Genomic DNA, 21,309 nt, shown 5'->3' on the forward strand with positions numbered 1-21,309 from the left:
TCAGGCCGCGACCCGACGCGTCCCGGCCAGCCGGGTCAGGCCATAGAGCACGCCGCCGACCAGCAGCAGGACGCCGGCACGCAGCCAGGTCGCCGCGCCCTGCTGGGCGATCAGCAGCACACAGGAGCCCAGGGCCAGCACCGGAAAGACCCAGTGCACCCGAAAATGCGGATGCTCGACGCGATCGCGTTTGAGCACCAGTACCGCCAGGTTGGTGCTGATGAATACCACCAGAAGCAGCAGCACCACGGTTTCGGCCAGCACGTCCAGGGTGCTGGTGTAGGTCAGGGCGATGGCCACCGCCGTCGTGGCGAGGATGGCTACGCCAGGCGTCTGCCGCCGCGGCAGCACCTGCCCGAGCACCCCGGGCAGCAGCCCCTGGCGGGCCATGCCATAGGCCAGGCGGCTGGCCATGATCATGGTCAGCAGGGCACCGTTAGCCACCGCAATCAGTGCGATGACCGCGAACAGCCGGGTCGGCACGCCCAGGCCCGAAGCGCCGAGCACGTCCATCAGCGGCGCGCCCGACGCCTTGAGCTGGTCGACCGGCAGCACCAGGGCGGCGCCTGCCCCTACCAGCAGGTAGACGATGCCGGCGATGATCAGGGCGCCGAACAGGGCGCGCGGATAGACGCGACTCACGTCCCGCACCTCTTCAGCCAGATTGGCCGAGGTCTCGAAACCGACGAAGGAATAGAAGGCCAACAGCGACGCACTGAGAATGGCCACGGTGGCGGAAGGCGCATCCACTTCCAGCAGGCGCGCAGGCTCGGCCTGCCCCTGGGCGACGAACCAGGCCGCCGCCGCGACGACGATCACCAGGCCTGAAAGCTCGATCAGGGTCATCACCAGGTTGACCGACAGCGACTCCTTGATGCCGCGGGCATTGAGCAGGCCTATCAGCAGCAGGAAGCCCAGGCAGACCCAGCTGGCGGGCCAGGGCACCAGTGCCTGCAGATAGCCACCGGCAAAGGCCACCGCCAACCCCGCGGCGCTGGTGACCCCGGCGGCCAGCATCGAGAAACCTACCAGGAAGGATAGCCAGGGCCGCCCGAAGGCCCGTTCGGCGAACACCGCGGCCCCACCCGCCTTGGGATACTTGGTGACCAGTTCGGCATAGGAGGCGGCGGTGAGCAGCGCGAACAGCAGGGCGATCAACAGCGGCGCCCAGATGGCCCCGCCAACCCGTCCGGCGATGGTGCCGGCCAGGGCGTAGACGCCCGCCCCCAGCACATCGCCGAGGATGAAGAACAGCAGCATCGGCAGGGTAATGGCGCGGCGAAGCGCCGCCGGTGCAGAAGAGGATTCGGTGGCCATGCGGGTGGTGCTCCTGAGTCAGGGGACTGCGGGGTCCTTGACGGTCGTGACGACTGCCCCGCGCCTTCGTAGAGGGCCGGGGTGGCGACGGGGTTCCAGGCCAGGCACCGTACGTCTGGTCGCCACGGCGCAGAGGGGCGCCACGCGGCTCCTTTCGGCCAGGTCGGTGCAACCAGACGGTTTCCGCCATTCGCACGGCTCTAGCGCTACTATTTAATCCAGTTAGCCGCTTCGCTGCCCTGCCTCCTTCGACCAGGTCCTCCAGGGAGATCATTACCCCAGCAAACCGCCGATCAGCGGCAAGGGCTTTTCTGCTCCGCGCCGTGCGGACACACTGCGCGGCTTGTATGGTCGAACGCCCCGTCAATGGATTCCGAGAGGTCCCCAGCGCGATGAATGAGGTACCCCTGGCCACGCTGACCCGCGAAGAGCTGGAAGCTGAAGTGCTTCGCCTACGCGAGGCACTGCAGGCCAATTCCACACCTGCCTCGCCAAGGGACGAGCGCGGCCGCCTGAGCAAGGCCCGCAGCCGGGCGGTGCTGGAGAGCACGACTCAGTTCGCCATCGTGGTCAGCGATCGCGATGGCCGCATCACCGACTGGAATCCGGGTGCCGAACAGGTCATGGGCTGGACCGCCGAAGAAATGATCGGCCAGGACGCCTCGCGCTTCTTCACGCCCGAAGACTGCGCCAACCATCGTGCCGAGTACGAGATGGCCAAGGCCCTGCGTGACGGCAGTGCCTTGGACGAACGCTGGCACCTGCGCAAGGACGGCCAGCGCTTCTGGGCCTCCGGCGAGATGATGGCCCTCACCGATGACGACGGCGAGCCGCTCGGCTTCGTCAAGATCCTGCGCGACCGCACCGTCGAACACCTGGCGGGCCAGGCGCTCAAGGAAACCCAGGAGCGCTACCGGCTGGTCGCCGAAGCGACCAACGACGCCATCTGGGACTGGGACTTCAGCTCGGGCCAGATTCGCTGGAACGAAGCCCTGACCGCCGCCTATGGCCATCTGCCGGAGCACCTAGCATCCACTGGGACCTGGTGGCTCGAGCAGATCCATCCGGATGATCGCGCGCGGATCGATGCGTCTATCCATGGCGTGATCGACGGCGATGGCGTGGTGTGGACCGACGAGTATCGCTTCCTGCGGGCCGATGGCTCCTATGCCCTGGTGTTCGACCGCGGCCGGGTGATCCGCGATACCTATGGGCGCCCCACGCGCATGATCGGCGCCATGCTGGACATGAGTCAGCTGCAATCGGCGCAGACCGCGCTGCGCAAGAGCGAGGAACGCTTTCGCGCCATCATCGAGACCATCGGCTCGGCCTTCGCCATCATCCAGGTCAAGTTCGATGCCGACGACAAGCCCATCGACTACCGTTTCCTCGAAGCCAACCCGGCATTCGAACTCCAGGCCGGCGTCAACCTGCGGGGCAAGTGGGTCACTGAATTTGCGCCCAACCTGGAGCAGTTCTGGTTTGATACCTATGGCCACGTGGCCAAGACCGGCGAGCCGGCGACCTTCGAGAACTACGCCAACACCTTCGAGCGCTGGTTCGACGTGCGCGCCGTGCGGGTGGGCGACCCGGACGAGCGCCAGATCGCCATCCTGTTCAGCGACGTCACCGAGCGGCGCAATGCCCAGGAGCGCCTGCGCATCAGCGAGGCCCTGGCCCGCCAGAACATCGAGCGGGTGCAATTGGCGCTCTCCGCTGGCGCCATCATCGGCACCTGGCACTGGGACCTGCCCAGCGACAGCTTCACGGTGGACGAAGCCTTCGCCACGGTGTTCGGGCTCGATCCGCAGCTGGGCCTGGACGGCCTGAATCTCACCCAGGTGGTGAGCAACGTCCATCCGGACGACAAGGAGGGCCTCGCCCGGGCCATCGGGGTGGTCGTCGCCCAGGGCGGCCCCTTTGCCCATCAGTACCGCGTGCGCCGGGCTGACGGCCACTATTACTGGATCGAGGCCAACGGCCGGGTCGACCATGATGCCGACGGGACGCCGCTGCGCTTTCCCGGGGTGCTCATCGACGTGGAGGAACGCCGGGCCATCGAGGCGGAGCGCGACAAGGCCCTGGCGGCCCTGCGCGCCCTCAACGATACCCTGGAGATCCGCGTGGCCGAGCGCTCCGCCGAACTGATGCAGGCCGAGGAAAAGCTGCGCCAGTCACAGAAGATGGAAGCCGTCGGCCAACTGACGGGGGGCCTGGCTCACGACTTCAACAACCTGCTGGCCGGCATCTCCGGCGCCCTGGAGTTGATGGAAACGCGCATCGCCCAGGGCCGGCTGCGCGACCTGGATCGCTATCTGGTCGCCGCCCAGGGCGCCGCCAAGCGCGCCGCCGCCCTCACCCACCGCCTGCTGGCCTTCTCCCGCCGGCAGACCCTGGCGCCGCGTCCGGTCGACGTCAATCAGCTGATCAATGGCCTCACCGAGCTCATCCAGCGCACCGTGGGCCCGGGCATCCAGGTCGAAACCGTCGGCGCCGCCGCCCTGTGGCCGGCACTGGTGGACCCGAGTCAGCTGGAGAATTCGCTGCTCAACCTCTGTATCAACGCCCGCGATGCCATGCCCGAGGGCGGCCGCATCACCATCGAGACCGCCAACCGCTGGATGGATCGGGAGGCGGCCCGCGCCCAGGACCTGCCGGAGGGTCAGTACCTGTCGCTGTCCGTGACGGATACCGGGGTAGGCATCCCGCCCGAGGTCGCCGCCCGGGTGTTCGAGCCCTTCTTCACCACCAAGCCCATCGGCCAGGGCACCGGCCTGGGCCTGTCGATGATCTATGGCTTCGCTCGCCAGTCAGGCGGCCAGGTGCGGCTCTACTCCGAGGTCGGCCAGGGCACCACCCTGTGCATCTACCTGCCGCGCTACTTCGGCGAGATGCCGGCCGACGAGGGCCTGGCGGCGCGCCTGGACGTAGCCGGCGCCGCCCAGGGTGAAACGGTGCTCATCGTCGACGACGAGCCGACGGTGCGGATGCTGGTCATGGATATCCTCGAAGACCTCGGCTATGCCGTCATCGAGGCGGGTGACAGCCTGACCGGCTTGAAGATCCTGCAGTCGGACGTCCACCTCGACCTGCTGATCACCGACGTCGGCCTGCCCGGCGGCATGAACGGTCGGCAGATGGCTGAAGCGGGACGCCAGTCGCGCCCCGGTCTCAAGACCCTGTTCATCACCGGCTACGCGGAGAACGCCGCCATCGGCAACGGGCATCTGGATCCCGGCATGGAGATCCTCACCAAGCCCTTCGCCGTCGACCACCTGATCAGCCGCGTCCGCGACATGCTCGGCTAGAAGCTGGCGCCGATGCGCAGCGCCACGGTATAGCCCTCCGCCCGGTTGCGCGCCTCGAATTCCTTGTAGGCGTGCAGCCAGATGGCCGGCAGCCCCGAGGTGGGCTGGAAGAAGCTTACCGCCGGGCCCAGCGCCAGCACCCGTGCGCGATTGCCGCGGGTCAGGCCCGGGGCGTCGTCGTCACTGAGCTGGCGGTAATAGTAGCCACCCAGGCCCAGGGTCCAGTCGCCGACATGCTGGCCCACGGCGAACTCGTGGCGATACTCCACCCCGCTGCGGTAGTCGGTGGCCGCATTGCGCGCATTGATGTCGAGCTGGAAGCTGGACGACAGCTCCAGCCCGCTCGGGCTGATGTAGCTGGCGTTGAGGATCGGCGAGACCGTCCAGTGGTTGGTGCCGGGGCTGACCAGGCGGTCCTTGTCGTAGTTGCCGGTGGGCGCCTGGATGGACAGCTGGGTATTGATCCCTACCCCTGGCGCCGGCCGCCAGTCGAGGATCAAGGGGATCAGTTGCACGTCCGCCGGGCGGAACAGCTCGGCGCTGTCGCTGAATACCCGCTGCCCGCCCGCGTCGATGCCGAGGTCGGCGTCCATGCGAAAGAACACCGAGACCGCGCCAAAGCCGTAGCGCGCGCCGAGCAGCTGCTGATCGGTCATGCGCAGATAGGCCAGGCCGATGGCCAGGACGTTGATGTTGAAGTCATTGCCATTGTCCTTGCCGTGGCTGTCCCTGATCACTCGCGCCTGGTAGTCGCTGATGCGCATGCCAACCGTGCCGAAGGGCGTCGTCGGCGGCATGAAGCCGGCCCCGAAGTCCTGCACCCCGGCGGCCGTGGTCGGCATGCCCTTCTCGGTGGCATGGGTGATGGGGGCGGCCAGCGCGGCGAGGGACAGGACAGCAGCGCGAGTCAGAACTCCGGGCGAAGGCATGGTAAAGGCTCCTCAAGACGTTCGAGCGGGCGAGCGAGGCCTCACCAGGCGCGCGGAGCGCCCGGTCTTGGCGAAAGGGTCAGAACGGGGGTGGGATCAGTCCGGCGCGGCAGCGACCTGCTGGGCGATCTGCGCCTTGCGATTGACGCCGAGCTTTTCGTAGATTCGCCTCAGGTGATGGCGCACCGTGGCCGGTGCCATACCCAGGGTGCGGGCGACTTCCTTGTAGGTCTGGCCCAGGGCGAAACACTGGGCCACTTCCAGTTCGCGGGCGCTGAGCCGCTCCGCCGAACTGCGCCGGCGCGCCTTGAGCAGCAAGAGGTCGCCCAGCGGCTGGGCGTCCAGCTGCAGGGTCCGGCCCTGGTAGCTGTGCTGGGGTGCACAGGCGGGTGGCAGCCGGTTGCCCTGCCAGCCCTCCCATTCCGCTGCCAGCAAGGTGGCGAAACCCGGCTCCATGGACAGCAGCACGCCGTAGCGATCGCACACCGCCAGGGCCAGTTCGTCGAAGCTGCCGCCGCTGTCCCTCAGGGTCGCCAGGGTGCGCAGGCAACTCTCGCGCTCGGCGTGCAGCAGGTGTGGCATCAGCCATTCCACCAGTTGGCATTCCAGGGCGGTGAAGGGGGTAGCGCGGAACAAGGTGAGGTGCACACCCAGGCGGGTCTGGTCGTCGGTCAGCACGATGCGCAGGCCCTGGGCCAGACCATAGCGTTGCCCCAGGGCGGCCAGCGCCGGCGAGGCCGTTGCGTCATGGCAGTCGAACACCTGGCAGCGCCCCTGCTCCTGGTGCAGCTCGCCGAGGTCGTGGTCGTCGGCCTTGAGGGCGTCCCATTCCCGGGTATAGGCGCTGGGCAGCCCCAGCAGGAAGGCGCTGTGCGCCACCGGCACCCCGTCACGCCAGGTGGAGTTGCCCCACCAGGCCTTGTCGAAGGCGACCAGGCGCTGCAGTTGCTCCAGGGCCTGGGCATGGAACTCGGTGATGGCCCCGCCGCGCAGACGGGACTGCAGGGCCAGGACGACCTCGCTGAAGCGGGCGACCACCTCGGCGGGCACACTGCAGGAAACGGCGGCTGACTGAGCCATGCTACCCCCATTGTTGTGATTGTCTTGGGTAGAACGCCGGCCCCAGGAGGGCCCGGCTTGGGGTCCGAGTTTACCGTAGCAGGGCGGCGCGCCTATCGTTCAGATGCAGGATAGGTAGCCCTCTGCCTACCCGCGTGCCAGCGTAACCGTCGCGCGATAGCGGAGATTCCTGGCTGGCGACCATCGTTCATCTGATCGATAGACCGGTCCGCGCCCGGCGACGAGGCTGGCAGCGACTCGGCGTCCACCCTGGCGCCCCGACATTCAGGAGAAGCCCCATGCCAGACGCCTTCGCGCGCCTCACCCCGGAAGTTGCCCAGCTGCTGGCGCAGTTGGCGGCCCAGCCGCAGCCGCCCATGGACAGCCTCACGCCGCAGGACGCGCGCGCCGCCTATGTGCAGATGAGTCGTGCACTCGGTCTGCCGCCGGCTCCGGTGGCGCGGGTCGAGGCGCTGAGCGCGCCTGGTCCCCTGGGGCCCATTCCGCTGCGCCTCTATCGACCCTATGCGGAAGACGACCGGCCGCGCCCGCTGGTGGTCTATCTGCATGGGGGCGGCTGGGTGATCGGCGACCTGGACAGCCATGATTCGCTCTGCCGACAGATTGCCCTGGGCACCGACTGCGCGGTGCTAGCGGTGCACTATGCCCTCGCCCCGGAACATCCGGCGCCGGCCAGTCCCGATGATGTCCTGGCCGTCCTGCGCTGGCTGGCCGAGGCCGGCAGCGCCTTCCACCTGGATCTGCAGCGGGTTGCCCTGGCCGGCGACAGCGCCGGCGGTGGCCTGGCCGCCATGGCCGCCCTGCACCTGCGCGAAGGACCCCTCACGCTCAGGGCCCAGGTGCTGATCTATCCCGGGGTCGACAACACCCCAGAGGCCTGGAATCACCCCTCCCGGATCGAGAATGCCCAGGTCCCGCCGCTGACCCGGCCGATGATGGACTACTTCTCCGGCATGTACCTGCAGGACGTGGATACCCGCGATCCGCGGGTGTCACCCCTCTATGCCTCCTCCCACGCCACTCTGCCGCCAGCGCTGATCTTTGGCGCCGAATGCGATGCCCTGCGCGACGACGCCCGCCTCTATGCCCAGGCACTGATCGGTGCTGGCAACGCCGTGGAGTATCACGAGCTGCCCGGCATGATCCATGGCTTCATCGAGATGCTCGGGGTGCTGCCAGGGGTGCGCTGGACCCTGGCGCGGATCAATGCCTTCCTGCGCGAGCACCTGCAGCACCAGGCCTGAGCCCCGCGGCCCCACCTAGATCCGTCCCAGCCAGTGCAGCACCAGACGATAGAGGTGCTGGGGCCAGCGTGACCACCAGCCGCCCTGCTCCACCGCCTCCAGGGCTACCAGCGGGCGGGTCTGCAGGACTCGCTCGCCATCCAGCAGCTCCAGTTGCCCCACCACCGCGCCCTGGGCGAGGGGTGCCACCAGCGGCTCGTTCAGCACCAGGCGATGCTGCGGCGGCTGCTGGCCCTTGGGTTGGGTAAGGACCACGTCCTGGGTCACGCCCACCGGCACACTGGAACGCTCCCCCTCCCAGACCGCCGGGGTCCCCAGGGTCGCGCCGGCCTTGTCGACGGTCAGGTTGTCGAAGAAGCGAAAACCATAGGTCAGCAGCTTCTGGGTATCGGCGGCACGGTTGTTGATCGAATTGGAACCGAACACCGCGGTGATCAGCCGGCGCCCGTCGCGCAGTGCCGAGGTCACCATGCAATAGCCAGCGGCCTCGGTGTGGCCGGTCTTGAGGCCGTCCACGCTGTGATCGCGCCAGAGCAGCAGATTGCGATTGGGCTGGCGGATGCCGTTCCAGGTGAAGTATTTCTTGGCATAGAGCTCATAGTAGGCCGACTCGTCCTGGATGATGGCGCGGGCCAGCAGCGCCATGTCGTAGGGCGAGGAAAAGTGCTCGGGATTGGGCAGCCCGGTGGGATTCATGAAATGGCTGTCGTGCAGGCCGAGGCGCTGGGCAGTGGCGTTCATCAGGCTGGCGAAGCTGTCGTTGCTGCCGGCGATATGCTCGGCCAGCGCCACGCTGGCGTCGTTGCCCGAATCGATGACGATGCCCTGCAGGAGATCGTGCACCGACACCGGGGTGCGCGGATCGAGAAACATCCGCGAGCCCTCGGTCCGCCAGGCGTGCTCGCTGACGGTGACCTTGTCGTCCGCCTTGAGCTGGCCAGCCTGGATATCGCGGGTCGCCACATAGACGGTCATCAGCTTGGTCAGGCTGGCGGGTGGCAGGTGCTCATGGGAGTCCTCCTCGGCAATCACCTGGCCGGTGGTGGCATCCATCAGCACCCAGGCCTTGGCCGAGAGCTGGGGTGGCGAGGGAATCAGGACGGAGGCGGTAGGCGCAGCCTCGACCTGGCCGAGCCAGGTGAGACCCAGGGCGGCGAAGCCGAGAAAGAGCAAGGGGCGTTTCACGAGCGGCAAATCCGGATCGGCAGGAGGGGTCGCTACCCTAGGCAAGCCCTGCCCCGGTCTCAAATGAAGGAAAGTGAAGAAAAATTTAGGAAGGCCCAACCGCCGACGTTCAGTCGGCGGTGGCGATGACCACCCTAGCGCCCACCGGCTCAGCCGCCGCGATGCTCAGGTGGAACCCGTGCAGCCGGACGATGGCCGCCACCAGCGACAGGCCCAGACCGTAGCCTGGCTGCTGGCGACTGGCATCGCCGCGATAGAGCCGGCGCAGCACGCTCTCCCGCTCGGCTTCGGGGATGCCGGGGCCGTCGTCGATCACCTCGATGCGCACCGCGGTGCCGACCCCGCGCGCCACCAGGCGCACCTGCCCACCCTCGGGGGCGAACTTGAGGGCGTTGTCCAGCAGATTGACCAGGGCCTCGAACAGCAACTCGGCGTCGCCCTGCACCTCCGGCAGCTCCTCGCCCAGTTCCAGACTCAAGGTCTGGGCCTTTTCCTGGGCCAGGGGCTCGTAGAAATCATGGGCCTGGCGCAGCAGCGCGGCCAGGTCCAGAGGGGCGAAGGCCATGCGCCGGCGGGTGTCCTCCAGTTCGGAGATGCGCAGCAGGCCCTGGAAGCGCGACATGATGGCCTCGGTCTCGGCCAGTGCCTCGCCCAAGCTGTCGGCCTGAGGCACCGCCAACGGCAGCTGCTGCAATTGGTGCAGTCGCGCCCGCAATCGCGTCAGTGGGGTGCGCAGGTCATGGGCGATGCCGTCGCAGACCCCTTTCACCTCGTGCATCGAACGCTCCAGCTGGGCCAGGGTGGTGTTGACCGCATCAGCCAGCATGTCCAGTTCATCATGCCGCGGTGACAGCGGCAGGCGCTCCTCCAGATGACCGGCGACGATCCGCTCCAGGCTGCGCTGCAGCCGTTCCACCCGTCGCAGCGGGCGCCGCCGCAGCAGGTGCCAGCCCACCAGGCCGGGAATCAGGGTCAGCGACAGCCCCCAGAACAGCGCCTGGCCGATGATGCCGCCTACCGCCGAGATCGAGCCGCCATCACGCGCCAGCACCAGGATGCGGCCGTCCGCGCGGCGCTGCAGGAAGGCGTGGCTGCTGCGCGTCTCGTCCAGGGCATCGGTGGTCCTGAGGCCGCGCTGCAGATAGTGCACCTGGCCGTCGTCCGGCAGATTGCGCAAGAGCTTCACCAGGTTGCCGGCGATATAGCGGCCATCGGCCTCGAACAGGCCGTAGGCGTCGATGCCGGGCATGGAAAAGACCTCGCTGGCCTGCAGCTCACCCAGCAGGTCACGGTCGGCGACCTTGCGGTAGTAGTGCGCCCGTTGCAGCAGGGTGCGCTCCGCCACGGCGCCGAGGTAGTTGGAGATCTGCCAGTAGAGCACCCCGGTGAAGACCGCCCCCCAGGCGGCAAAGAACAGCGCATAGAGGGCCAGCAGGCGACTGCTACCCGAGCGCCATCGTCTAGTCCTGGGCGACGAGGACATAGCCGGCCCCGCGTACCGTGTGCACCAGTGGCCGCCCTGCCCCCTCGATCTTGCGTCGCAGGCGGCCCATGTGCACATCGATGATGTTGGTGCCCGGATCGAAGTGATAGCCCCAGACCTGCTCGAAGAGCATGGTGCGGGTGACCAGTTGGCCCGCGTTGCGCATCAGGTAGGTGAGGATCTTGAATTCGGTGGGCAACAGGGCGATGGCCTCTCCGGCGCGGGTCAGGGTGTTCTCGATCAAATCCAGGGTCAGCTCTCCGACCCGCAGCTGGTGACTGGCGGATGGCACGGCCGGCCGTCGCAACAGCGCCTCCAGCCGGGCCATCATTTCCACCAGGGAAAACGGCTTGGTCAGGTAGTCGTCGCCGCCGCATCTCAGGCCGCGGACGCGTTCGTCGACATCGGACAGGGCGCTGAGCATGAGCACGGGGGTAGCGATGCCAAGACCCCGCAGGGTGCTGACGATGGTCAGGCCATCGAAGTCCGGTAGCATGCGGTCGAGGGTGATGATGTCGTGGCCGCCGCCAATGGCCGCGGCGAGACCGTCGCGGCCGGTGCTTTCCCAGCGCACCTGGTAGTGCTGGGCCTGCAATTCGCTGGCGATGGCGTGGGCGGTCACCTCGTCGTCTTCGATGACCAAAGCCTGGGTCATGATGGCCTCTGGATCTGGCGCCCGGTCTGGCGGACCGCACAGCCTAGGGAAAACCTCCAGGGTAATAAATTAAATTTTTCTTCATCCGGACTAACGCGCTCCGCGCACGCCCGCGGTCTATCGTCCGTTCTTTCCTATCGGAGTCATCCTCATGTTTCCACGTTTGCCCACCCTTGCCCTCGGCGCCCTGCTGCTGGCTTCCACCCCGCTGCTGGCCGCGCAACCCGTCACCACCCTCACGGTGCTGAGCTCGGGCGGCATCATGGGCACCATCCGCGAGGTCGCCCCGGCCTATGAAAAGGCCACTGGGGTCAAGCTGGACATCGCCGCCGCGCCATCCATGGGTGATACGCCCCAGGCCATTCCCAATCGCCTGGCACGCAATGAGCCGGCCGACGTGGTGCTGATGGTGGGTTCGGCGCTGGACAAGCTGGTCGCCAGTGGCCAGGTGGTCAAGGACAGCCGCGTCGACCTGGGCCAGTCCTTTATCGCCATGGCAGTTCGCCAGGGCGCACCCAAGCCGGACATCTCGAACATGGACGCCTTCAAGCAGACCCTGGAAAAGGCCCAGTCGGTGGCCTATTCCGACAGCGCCAGCGGCGTCTACCTGTCGCGCATCCTCTTCCCGCGCATGCAGCTGGACAAGAGCTTCATGGCCAAGGCACGCATGATTCCCGCCGAACCCGTGGGCGCCGTGGTAGCCCGTGGCGAAGCGCAGCTGGGCTTCCAGCAGCTGAGCGAGCTGAAGGCGGTGCCAGGCATCGACATCATCGGCCTGATCCCCGACCAGGCGCAGAAGATGACCCTCTACTCCGGCGCCATGGTCAGCAAGAGTCAGCACCCGGAGGCCGCTCGCACCCTGCTCCAGTACCTGGCCTCGAAAGACGCCGCCAAGGCCATCGAGGACAGCGGCCTCAAGCCGGTTCCCGCCCAGCCGTAATCGCCAGGCCGCCGGCGTCAGACGAAGAACGAAATGGCGCCTGTGAGCAACGCGAGGGCGGTGATGACCAGGGAGGTCAGCACCGCCCATTTGACGGTGGCCTTCTGGAAGTCACCGATGTCGCGGTCGACCATGCCCACCAGCAACAGGGTGGAGGCCACCAGCGGACTCATCAGGTGCACCGGCTGGCCCAGCACCGAGGCGCGGGCGATCTCCACCGGGTCGATGCCGTAGGCCGCGGCGGCATTGGCCAGGATGGGCACCACCCCGAAGTAGTAGGCATCGTTGGACAGCACGAAGGTCAGCGGCATGCTGGTGATGGCCACTACCAGCGGGAACCAGTGGCCCCAGGCCGGCGGGATCCAGTCGACCAGGGTCTGGGCCAGGGCGTCGACCATCTTGGTGCCGGAAAAGATGCCGGCGAAGATGCCTGCGGCGAACACCAGCAGCACCACGGTCATGGCATTGCCGGAGTGCGCCAGGATGCGCTCCTTCTGCAGCTCCAGCTGCGGGTAGTTGATCATCAGCGCCAGCACGAAGCCGATCATGAAGAGAATGGCGGCATGCATCACGCCCATGACCAGGGCGGTCATCACCAGGATCACCAGCACCAGGTTGACGTAGGCCAGGCGGGGGCGCTTGTTCGGCGAGTCGCCGAGGATCTCCTCGATATAGCACCTGCCACCGGCCGCCCCACCACTTTCCAGGCTGACGTTGCCGATGCGGGCGCGCTCGCGACGACCGAGCAGGAAGGCAGTGAACACCACCCAGGCCGCGCCGCCAATCACCGTGGGCAGCAGGGGGATGAAGTAGGCGGTGGCGTCCAGGCCCAGCGCGGCGATGGCGCGGGTGGCCGGGCCACCCCAGGGACTCATGCCGCTCATGATGCTCAGGGAGAGCATGGACACCGTCGCCAGCACCATGGGATTCATGCCGATCCGCTTGTACAGCGGCAACATGGCGGCGCAGGTGATCATGTAGGTGGTGGTGCCGTCGCCGTCCAGGGCGACCAGCAGCGAGAGCAGCGCGGTGCCGATGGCGATCTTCACCGGGTCGCCGTTGACGCGCTTGAGGATCTTGCGGATCAGGGGATCGAACAGGCCGGCGTCGATCATCAGCCCGAAGAAGAGGATGGCGAACAGCAGCAGCGCCGCCGAGGGCGCCACCATCTTGAGGCCGTCGAGCATCATCTTGCCGGTGGTGGGGGCGAAGCCACCGATGAGGGCGAAAACGATGGGCACCACGGTGAGCGCCACGATGGGCGACAGACGTTTGCTCATGATCAGGTAGGTGAAGGTCACCACCATGATCAGACCGAGAAGCGCGAGCATAGGCATATCCCTTGTTCTTGTTGTGTACCTGGCCAAACGCAGGCCAGCCGATCCCCTCCTTCGGCCAGCTGACGACGCGGAGGTGGGGCTACAGCAGGAGAGGCGTTTGGACGGTCAGGCGTGGGGACGGGCGTCCGGTACGGTCCACTCGACGGCGTCGGGCATTGCCTGGGGTTCGGCCTTGCCGCTGGCCAGGGCGCGTAACAGCCGCTCCCGGTCGCAGGCACCTTCGGACAGCGAGATCACCACGGTGGCCACGGCGTTACTCGCCAGGCTGGTCAGCGCGCGGGCTTCGGACATGAATCTGTCGATCCCGATGAGCAGCGCGAGTCCCGCCAGGGGGATGTCATGGATCACGGTGAGGGTCGAGGCCAGGGCGACGAAGCCGCTGCCGGTCACGCCGGCTGCGCCCTTGGAGGACAGCAGCATGATCGCCAGCATGGTCAGGGTCTGGCCGATGGTCAGGTCGATGTTGCAGGCCTGGGCGATGAAGACGGCGGCCAGCGACAGGTAGATGGCGGTGCCGTCCAGGTTGAAGGAATAGCCCGTGGGCAGCACCAGGCCGACCACGCCCTTCTTGCAGCCCAGGCCTTCGAGCTTCTGCAGCATGCGCGGCAGCACCGGCTCGGTGGACGAGGTGCCCAGCACCACCAGGAATTCCTCCCGGAAGTAACGCAGGAGTTTCCACAGGCTGAAGCCCCGCGAGCGGCACAGGGCGCCCAGCACCACGAAGACAAAGAAGGCGCAGGCGATATAGAGGGTGGCGATCAACTTGGCCAGGGAGCCCAGCGAGGTGATGCCGTACTGGCCGACGGTAAAGGCCAGGGCGCCGAAGGCGCCGATCGGCGCGAAGCGCATCAGGTAGCCGAAGATCCGGAAGACCATCTGGGAGGCCGACTCCAGCACATTCAACACCGGCCGGCCGCGCTCCCCCATGGACGACAGGGCGAAACCGCAGAGCACGGCGATGAACAGCACCGGCAGTACCTCACCCTTGTTGAACGCCCCCATGAAGGTGTCCGGGATGATGTGCATGAAGAAGTCCACCACGCTGAGCTTGGCCGCCGACGCCGTGTACTGGGCGATGCTGGCGGTGCTCAGGGTCGCGGGATCGATGTTCATGCCCACACCGGGCTGGAACAGATAGACCGCGCCGAGGCCGATGAACAGGCTGATGACGGTGAGCACCAGGAACAGCAGGAGCGTCTTGCCCATCAGCCGACCCAGGCTGCTCTTGTCGGTCATGCCGGCGATGCCGGTGACGATGGTGCAGAACACCACCGGGGCGATCATCATCTTGATCAGCTTGATGAAGGCGTCACCCAGGGGCTTGAGCGCAACGGCCTGTTGCGCCCAGAAGTGACCGACCAGCACCCCGAGGACCACGGCGCAGAGGATCTGGAAGTACAGCGATTTGGCAAGTTTCATGGGGCATCACCGTTTATTGAAGTTGTGCGGATGCGCTGGTGGGGGTGGGTTCTTAGAGCCTGTTCATAATCTCGCGAGCTAGAGCCAAACAAGGCGAAAAGGGCTGAGGAAGCGGAGTTTACGAGTGGTAAATGAGCATTCCGAAGCCCTTTTCAACGCGGTTTGGCCGACGCGCAGCAGATTCTGAACAGGCTCTTGCGTCAGCCGGCGAGCCTTCGCGCGACGGGCGCGTAGACATGGCCGGCGAACAGGCGGCGCGCGGTCCGGACGACCGAGGCCTGGATGGTAGTGCCGTCAGCGCCGCCGCGCGACAGCACCACGTCGATACCGCCGCTGGGATGCTCCAGGCGAACGTCGGTGAGGGTTTCGGCGCCGGCTCCGAGCAGCGCCATCACCACCGTTTCCGGGGTGACGCAGGCGGTGGCCAGGCCGATGGAGCCGGTGATGGCCAACGCCCGGTGGCAGCTGTGCGGCATGAAGTAGCGGACCTGCAGGGTGCCGCCGTGCTGAGGCGGGGAAATCAGCACCGGCTTGGGAATCACCTTGCCGCTGACATCGCCCAGGCCCATGGCCCGGCCGGCCTGCAGCCGCAGGGCTTCCAGCCGCGCCAGCAGCCCGGTGTCGGCGTCCAGCTCGGCCGGGCGCTCGCTGCCGGTCACACCCAGGTGGCGGGCGTCGACGATCATCATCGGCATGGCCATATCGATGCAGGTCACCGGCACGCCGTCGAAGACATCGGTGGCCTGGCCCGTGGGAAACAGCTTGCCGGTCTTGCTGCCCACGGCGTCGAGAAAGGTCAGTTGGACCGGTGCCGCGGTGCCGGGCACGCCGTCGATGGCGGTATCGCCTTCGTAGCGCACCACGCCGCCGGGCGTGTGCACCAGGGCGTCGACGAAGCTGTCGGTGTTGAGGTTGCGGATACGTACCAGAGTCTTGCCGTCTCTGGCGGCGACCAGGCCCTGCTCCACGGCGAAAGGACCCACGGCGCAGAGCATGTTGCCGCAGTTGGGCGCGGTATCGACACGGCGGTCGGCGACCATCACCTGAACGAAGAGGTAATCCACGTCGGCATCGGCATGGCTGGACGGGCTGATGATGGCGACCTTGCTGGTCTGGGGACTGCCACCCCCGATGCCGTCGATTTCCAGCTCGTGGCCGGCGCCCATGAGGTCGATCAGCATCTCGTCGCGTAGCGCGGGATCGCTGGGCAGGTCGCTGGCGTGGAAGAAGGGCCCCTTGGAGGTGCCACCGCGCATGAGAACGCAGGGAATACGTTGCATGACTGCTGTCTCTTGTTGATCAATAGCGTTTATTGATGTTCTAGGGGCAAGATTGGCAGCCGTAGATAAATCTATCCAATGCAAATATCGTCGCTATTATTCCACTTGGATAATCAATAAAGCTGGATTCGAGAGATAGGTAATTCATGGACTACGAGCTGCAAGACATTCGATCTTTCGTGAAGATCGCCGAACTGGGCAGCTTCCATGAAGCGGCCGATGCCCTGCACCTGTCGCAGCCCGCCCTGAGTCGGCGCATCAAGAAGCTGGAAGACGGCCTGGGCACGCCCCTGCTCGAACGCACCACTCGTCGCGTCGGACTCACCAGCGTCGGACGGGATTTCCTGCCCAAGGCGCGTCGGCTGCTGGATGACTTCGAGGATTCCATCCTCAGCATCCGCGAACTGGCCGAACGCCAGACCGGCCAGGTCACCCTGGCCTGCATCCCCACCGCGGCCTTCTACTTCCTGCCCTCGGTGATCCGCCAGTACAACGCGCAATACCCCAAGATCCGCATCCGCCTGCTGGACCTCAGTGCCAATGATGGTCTGGAAGCCGTGCTGCGTGGCGAGGCGGACTTCGGCATCAACATGCTCAGCGGCCAGCACCCGGACATCGAGTTCGTGCCTCTGGTGCAGGAGCAGTTCGTGCTGGCCTGCCGGCGCGACCACGAACTGGCCGGGCGCCCGTCGATCAGCTGGGGCGAACTGGTCGAGCACCGGCTGATCGGCGTAGGTCGCCTGAGCGGCAACCGGGTGCTACTCGACCATGCCCTCTCCGCCCGTGGCATCCGTCCCAAGTGGTTCTATGAGGTACAGCACCTGTCCACCTCCCTGGGCATGGTGGAAGCCGGGCTGGGCGTTTCCGCCATGCCCAGCCTGGCCATGCCAGCCGCCGACCACCCGACGCTGGTCAGCGTGCCCCTTACCGATCCGGAGGTAACCCGGACCCTGGGCCTGGTGTCCCGGCGCGGTGCCTCCCTGTCCCCCGCGGCGGAAAAATTCGTCGCCATCCTGCTCGGCCAGTGGAAGACCGAACAGCCCTAGCGCGGGTCCTGTATGCCACCGTGTCCCAAGCCGAGGCGGCCAAGCGCCAGTATCCAGTGAACGCCGCCCCTGATCGGATGGTCTGTTGGCTGCAATAACTGGTTACGGTCGAGTCCGCTCATGTCCCTTGCGCGATTACCGCGTCCCGCTCTGCGCCTGCCGACCTTCAAGGGTGGGCAGCCCCTGCCATTCCGGTTGGCTGCCACTCTGGTTGTGGCCACCCTGCTGGCCGGCTGCTCGCCCCTCCAGCATGGTTTCCTCGTGCCCGCAGGGCTCGCCGCCAGTGGCGAGCGGGACCTGCTGCAGTGGATCGTCGGCCTGGCGCTGGTGGTGGTGCTGCCGGTGATCCTGCTGACCCCGCTCATCGTCTGGCGCTATCGCCACGGCAACGATCGCGCTGCCTACCGGCCGCGCTGGGAGTTCTCCTGGCTGCTGGACATCTTCGCCTGGGGCGTGCCGGCGCTGATCGTGGTAGCCCTGGCCTTCCTGGTCTGGACCCGGACCCATAGCCTGGACCCCTATCGCTCGCCAACGCCCAGCGTGGCGCCGCTGGAGGTCCAGGTGATCGGCCTGGACTGGAAGTGGCTGTTCCTCTACCCCGAGCAGGGCATCGCCAGTGTCAACGAACTGGTCCTGCCGGCGGGCCGTCCGGTACAGCTCAAGCTCACCAGCGATACGGTGATGCAGTCGCTGCTGTTGCCGCGCCTGGGCGGCCAGATCTATGCCATGGCCGGCATGCAGACGCAGCGCTATCTGCAGATTCCCGCGCCCGGCCAGTTCGAGGGACGCAACGCTCAGTACAGCGGTAAGGGCTTCCAGGACCAGCACTTCCCGATCCGGGTGTTGGGCGAGGCCGACTTTCAAGCCTGGACCCAAAGGGTGGGTCAGGCTCGCGAGGCGCTGGACTGCGCTCATTACCAGGTGCTGGCCCGCCCCGGCACCCTGGAGCAGGCCGCCGAGCTGCGCCTGACCCAACCCGCTCTCTTCGCCTGGGTGCTGGCGCGCTATCGCCAGGATCCGGTACCCGCCTGCGACACCTTCACCGGAGCCGCCCATGACTGACTCCTCGGCCCTCTGGCACCTGCTGTTCGGCCGCCTGGGCTACGACGCCCTGCCCTTCTACAGCCTGGTCGCCACCTGCGGCGCCAGCGTGGTGATCCTCGGCGCCCTCGCCACGGCCGGGGTGATCACCTGGCTCGGCAAATGGCGCTATCTCTGGCAGGAGTGGTTCACCAGCCTGGACCACAAGCGCATCGGCATCATGTATGTGGTGCTGGCCTTGGTGATGTTCAGCCGTGGCGTGGTGGAAGGGGTGATGATGCGCACTCAGCAGGCCCTGGCCATCGACGCGCCGGGCTATCTGCCGCCGGAACACTTCGGGCAGCTGTTCAGCACCCATGGCACCATCATGGTGTTCTTCGTCGCCATGCCCTTCCTGACGGGGCTGATCAACTTCGTCATGCCGCTGCAGATCGGCGCCCGCGACGTGCGCTTTCCGCTGCTCAATGCCATCAGCCTCTGGCTGACGGTAGCCGGCGCGGCGCTGGTGATGGTCTCACTGGTGCTGGGGCGCTTCTCCACTGGCGGCTGGAGCGGCTACCCGCCCTATACCGGCATCGAATACCAGCCCGGCGTCGGCCCGGACTACTGGATCTGGGCCCTGACCCTGAGCTCCCTGGGCAGCACCCTCACCGGCCTCAACTTCGCGGTCACCCTCTACAAGGAACGGGCGCCGGGCATGCGCCTGTTCCACATGTCGCTGTTCAGCTGGACCGCGCTGTGCACCAGCATCCTGATGATCTTCGCCATGCCGCCGCTGACCGTGGCCACCCTGCTCCTGGCCCTGGACCGCTACCTGGACTTCCACTTCTTCACCAATACCCAGGGCGGCAACCTGATGAATTACATCAACCTGTTCTGGCTGTTCGGCCACCCGGAGGTGTACATCCTCATCCTGCCGGCCTTCGGGGTGTTTTCCGAGGTCTTCGCCACCTTTTCCACCAAGCGTCTCTATGGCTATCACTCGCTGGTCTGGGCCACCCTGGTGATCGCCGTGTTGTCCTTTACCGTGTGGCTGCACCACTTCTTCACCATGGGCCAGAGCCCCAGGATCAACGCCGCCTTCGGCATCGCCACCATGCTCATCGGCATTCCCACCGGGGTGAAGATCTACGACTGGATGGCGACCATGTTCCGCGGTCGCATCCGCCTGACCACGCCGCTGATCTACGCGGTGATGTTCATCATGCTGTTCGTGATCGGCGGCCTCACCGGCATCACCCTGGCCACGCCGCCGGTGGACTACCAGGTACACAACACCGTCTACCTGGTCGCCCACTTCCACAACATGCTGATCCCGGGAATGCTGTTCGGCATGCTGGCCGGCTACCACTTCTGGTTTCCCAAGGCCTTCGGCTTCCGCCTCGACGAACGCTGGGGCCGCATCGCCGCGCTGAATTTCGGCCTGGGCTTCATCCTCGCCTTCATGCCCCTGTATGTGCTGGGCGTCTCCGGCCTGCCGCGGCGCAGCCAGGCCATCCACAACCCCGATTTCGCCCCGCTGCTGTGGGTCGCCGAACTCGGCGCGGTGGTGCTGCTGGCCGCCCTGGGCAGCCTGGTGATTCAGCTGGTGGTGAGCATTCGTCGCCGCGACAGTGCGCGGGTGCCGGCGGGTGATCCCTGGAACGGCCGCACCCTCGAATGGGCGGTCGCCGCGCCGCCGCCAGAGTACAACTTCGCCGTGCCGCTGCCGATCAACGACCGGGATCCCTTCACCTGGCTCAAGGAACAAGGCCTGGCCTACGACCGGCCGCGGACCTATGCCGATCTGGTGCTTCCCAAGAACAGTGCCGTCCCGGCCATCGTCGGCGCGGCGGGCTTCGCCTGTGCCTTCGGCCTGGTGTGGCACATCGGCTGGATGGCCGTACTTGGGCTGCTGGTGGCCTGGGGGGCGGTCATCGCCCGCAGCTTCCAGCGCGATACCGAGCGACTGATCTCGGCGGCGGACGTTCGGCGCGAACATGAAGCCTGGCTGGATGAGGTCGCCGCGACCCGCCCCGTCACGCGCGACGAGGAAACCAGCCCGGGCAATCGTGGCCTGGCGGAGATGGGGCCATGAGTTCGCGTGACATGAACCACGCTGGCCTCAACGTCGGCGCCACCGATCACGCGACCCACGCCGAGGCCGAATACTCGCTGTTCGGTTTCTGGATTTTCCTGATGAGCGACGCCCTGGTGTTCGCGCTGCTGTTCGCCATCTATGCGACGCTGCAGCACGCCACCGCCGGGGGGCCAGTCGCTCGCGACGTCTTCGAACTGGGCAGCGTGACCCTGCAGACCCTGGTGCTGCTGGCTAGCAGCTTCACCTATGGCCTTGCCTCGCTGGCGATGAAATACCACGAGGGCCGCCTGCGTCCCCTGGTGACCTGGCTGCTGGTGACCCTGGCGCTGGGCCTGGTCTTTCTCGGCCTGGAGCTGCACGACTTCCTGGGTATGGCGGACAAAGGCGCCCTGCCCCAGCGCAGTGCCTTCCTGTCGGCGTTCTTCGCCCTGGTAAGCATGCACGGGGTGCACGTCGCCAGTGGCTGCCTGTGGCTGGTGGTGATGCTGGTGCAACTGAGGGTGTTCGGCCTGGATACGTCCGTGAAGACCCGGCTGATGCGCCTGGGGCTATTCTGGCATTTTCTCGATATCGTCTGGGTCGCCATCCTGTCGGTGGTCTACCTGCAGGGGCTGTTGCCATGAAGCGTGACGACTATCGCCGCGAATTGGCGAGCTATGTGACTGGCCTGACGCTGGCCGTGCTGTTGAGCCTGATCCCCATCGCCCTCATCCAGTTTCCCAGCCTGCCGCGCGGAACCACCCTTGGCGTCATCTTTAGCCTGGGCTTGCTGCAGACCCTGGTGCACCTGCGTTGCTTCCTGCATATCAGCCTGGGCCGTTCGCACCGCCACGACCTCTATCTGCTGCTGTTCACCAGCCTGATCCTGGTGCTGATGGTGGTGGGCAGCCTGGTGGTGCTGGGGGATCTACATCACCGCATGGGTTGAGCGCAGTTGCCGCCCCTCCAGGGGCGGCAACGCG

General features: G+C 66.6%; 17 protein-coding genes. 8 read left to right on the forward strand and 9 right to left on the reverse strand.

Annotated elements, in window-relative coordinates; all coding sequences use genetic code 11:
- Positions 1-1,317, reverse strand: a complete 1,317-nt coding sequence (locus PJ259_RS05490; RefSeq protein ID WP_271655025.1) for an APC family permease — start codon at positions 1,315-1,317, stop codon at positions 1-3.
- Between the two features lie 392 nt (positions 1,318-1,709).
- Here PJ259_RS05490 and PJ259_RS05495 point away from each other — a divergent pair, with 392 nt between their 5' ends.
- Entirely contained in the window at positions 1,710-4,625 is a 2,916-nt protein-coding gene (locus PJ259_RS05495; RefSeq protein WP_271655026.1) for a PAS domain-containing hybrid sensor histidine kinase/response regulator, read from the forward strand.
- Here the strand turns inward: PJ259_RS05495 and PJ259_RS05500 are convergent.
- Together PJ259_RS05500 and PJ259_RS05505 are read right to left on the reverse strand one after the other, a co-directional pair.
- Positions 4,622-5,467 (reverse strand): SphA family protein, encoded by an 846-nt coding sequence (locus PJ259_RS05500; RefSeq protein ID WP_442964889.1) that lies wholly within the window; start codon positions 5,465-5,467, stop codon positions 4,622-4,624. The two genes, PJ259_RS05495 and PJ259_RS05500, sit on opposite strands and share 4 nt — an antisense overlap.
- A gap of 183 nt (positions 5,468-5,650) precedes the next feature.
- Positions 5,651-6,634, reverse strand: a complete 984-nt coding sequence (locus PJ259_RS05505; protein ID WP_271655028.1) for a helix-turn-helix transcriptional regulator — start codon at positions 6,632-6,634, stop codon at positions 5,651-5,653.
- 278 nt (positions 6,635-6,912) lie between these two features.
- Between PJ259_RS05505 and PJ259_RS05510 the strand changes: the two genes are divergently transcribed.
- Positions 6,913-7,878 (forward strand): alpha/beta hydrolase, encoded by a 966-nt coding sequence (locus PJ259_RS05510; RefSeq protein ID WP_271655029.1) that lies wholly within the window; start codon positions 6,913-6,915, stop codon positions 7,876-7,878.
- Positions 7,879-7,893: 15 nt separating this feature from the next.
- On the opposite strand, the gene PJ259_RS05515 is transcribed toward PJ259_RS05510, so the two are convergent.
- The 3 genes from PJ259_RS05515 to PJ259_RS05525 form a co-directional block, all read right to left on the reverse strand.
- Positions 7,894-9,027, reverse strand: coding sequence for a D-alanyl-D-alanine carboxypeptidase family protein (locus tag PJ259_RS05515; RefSeq protein WP_442964890.1), 1,134 nt, complete (start codon positions 9,025-9,027; stop codon positions 7,894-7,896).
- A gap of 145 nt (positions 9,028-9,172) precedes the next feature.
- A complete protein-coding gene (locus tag PJ259_RS05520; protein ID WP_271655031.1) occupies positions 9,173-10,546 on the reverse strand; it encodes a sensor histidine kinase in 1,374 nt (457 codons plus the stop codon).
- Positions 10,524-11,201 carry a response regulator transcription factor gene (locus PJ259_RS05525; protein ID WP_271655032.1) on the reverse strand — a complete coding sequence of 226 codons (678 nt, stop codon included), beginning with the start codon at positions 11,199-11,201 and terminating at the stop codon, positions 10,524-10,526. The genes PJ259_RS05520 and PJ259_RS05525 overlap by 23 nt, the downstream gene beginning before the upstream one ends.
- A 151-nt stretch (positions 11,202-11,352) precedes the next feature.
- Between PJ259_RS05525 and PJ259_RS05530 the strand changes: the two genes are divergently transcribed.
- Entirely contained in the window at positions 11,353-12,141 is a 789-nt protein-coding gene (locus tag PJ259_RS05530; protein ID WP_271655033.1) for a substrate-binding domain-containing protein, read from the forward strand.
- A 17-nt stretch (positions 12,142-12,158) separates the two neighbouring features.
- Here the strand turns inward: PJ259_RS05530 and PJ259_RS05535 are convergent, their stop codons facing one another.
- The 3 genes from PJ259_RS05535 to PJ259_RS05545 form a co-directional block, all read right to left on the reverse strand.
- Positions 12,159-13,472 carry a CitMHS family transporter gene (locus PJ259_RS05535; protein ID WP_059315092.1) on the reverse strand — a complete coding sequence of 438 codons (1,314 nt, stop codon included), beginning with the start codon at positions 13,470-13,472 and terminating at the stop codon, positions 12,159-12,161.
- A gap of 114 nt (positions 13,473-13,586) precedes the next feature.
- Positions 13,587-14,900 (reverse strand): C4-dicarboxylate transporter DctA, encoded by a 1,314-nt coding sequence (gene dctA, locus PJ259_RS05540; RefSeq protein ID WP_271655034.1) that lies wholly within the window; start codon positions 14,898-14,900, stop codon positions 13,587-13,589.
- A 200-nt stretch (positions 14,901-15,100) separates the two neighbouring features.
- Positions 15,101-16,180, reverse strand: coding sequence for a 4-oxalomesaconate tautomerase (locus PJ259_RS05545; protein ID WP_271655035.1), 1,080 nt, complete (start codon positions 16,178-16,180; stop codon positions 15,101-15,103).
- 146 nt (positions 16,181-16,326) lie between these two features.
- Here PJ259_RS05545 and PJ259_RS05550 point away from each other — a divergent pair, with 146 nt between their 5' ends.
- From PJ259_RS05550 to PJ259_RS05570, 5 genes are all read left to right on the forward strand, one after another.
- The gene (locus tag PJ259_RS05550; RefSeq protein WP_059315095.1) at positions 16,327-17,226 is read left to right on the forward strand and encodes a LysR family transcriptional regulator; all 900 of its coding nucleotides are present in this window, start codon (positions 16,327-16,329) and stop codon (positions 17,224-17,226) included.
- 120 nt (positions 17,227-17,346) lie between these two features.
- Entirely contained in the window at positions 17,347-18,288 is a 942-nt protein-coding gene (locus PJ259_RS05555; RefSeq protein ID WP_271655036.1) for a ubiquinol oxidase subunit II, read from the forward strand.
- The gene (locus PJ259_RS05560; protein ID WP_271655037.1) at positions 18,281-20,344 is read left to right on the forward strand and encodes a cbb3-type cytochrome c oxidase subunit I; all 2,064 of its coding nucleotides are present in this window, start codon (positions 18,281-18,283) and stop codon (positions 20,342-20,344) included. The genes PJ259_RS05555 and PJ259_RS05560 overlap by 8 nt, the downstream gene beginning before the upstream one ends.
- Positions 20,341-20,970, forward strand: coding sequence for a cytochrome c oxidase subunit 3 (locus tag PJ259_RS05565; protein ID WP_271655038.1), 630 nt, complete (start codon positions 20,341-20,343; stop codon positions 20,968-20,970). Before PJ259_RS05560 ends, PJ259_RS05565 begins: the two co-directional genes overlap by 4 nt.
- Positions 20,967-21,275 (forward strand): cytochrome o ubiquinol oxidase subunit IV, encoded by a 309-nt coding sequence (locus PJ259_RS05570; protein ID WP_271655039.1) that lies wholly within the window; start codon positions 20,967-20,969, stop codon positions 21,273-21,275. Before PJ259_RS05565 ends, PJ259_RS05570 begins: the two co-directional genes overlap by 4 nt.
- The last annotated feature ends 34 nt before the right edge of the window (positions 21,276-21,309 follow it).

Source organism: Pseudomonas sp. JBR1 (assembly GCF_028198185.1).
Taxonomy (GTDB): Bacteria; Pseudomonadota; Gammaproteobacteria; order Pseudomonadales; family Pseudomonadaceae; genus Chryseomonas; species Chryseomonas oryzihabitans_E.